We start from the raw sequence: 291 nt of genomic DNA, 5'->3' as shown, positions 1-291 counted from the left end.
TCGTTCTACGTGGTCCATGGCATGGTGGTGCCGCTGATGGCTTTGTAGAAGTGACTATGAAGTTTGCCGATGACAAATTCGGTGGACTTGACTCCAGTAGGGAAGATTGGCATAAGTGGATGGGCTATTTCGGCTTTCTCATCCCTGAGCAGACCTATCTGGATATCCTCGCCACCTTCAGGCCTGAACTTCCGATGTTCCTGGTAGATCTGGGTTACGCTCGGCGTATAGAGCCCGGAAGACCCGAAACGGGGTTGCCTAAGGGATTCTATGTTCCTGAGGATAAATGTC

Annotated in this window: 1 protein-coding gene; it reads left to right on the top strand. The window is 51.2% G+C overall.

Going from position 1 to position 291, the window contains the following annotated elements:
- Window positions 1-56: 56 nt before the first annotated feature.
- A partial coding sequence (locus tag VJI77_RS07420; RefSeq protein ID WP_323988950.1) for a hypothetical protein occupies window positions 57-291 on the top strand: 235 nt, incomplete at its 3' end.

The organism is Parvimonas sp. D2 (assembly GCF_035282635.1).
GTDB lineage: Bacteria > Bacillota > Clostridia > Tissierellales > Peptoniphilaceae > Parvimonas.
This window is presented reverse-complemented; position numbering and strand designations above follow the sequence as displayed.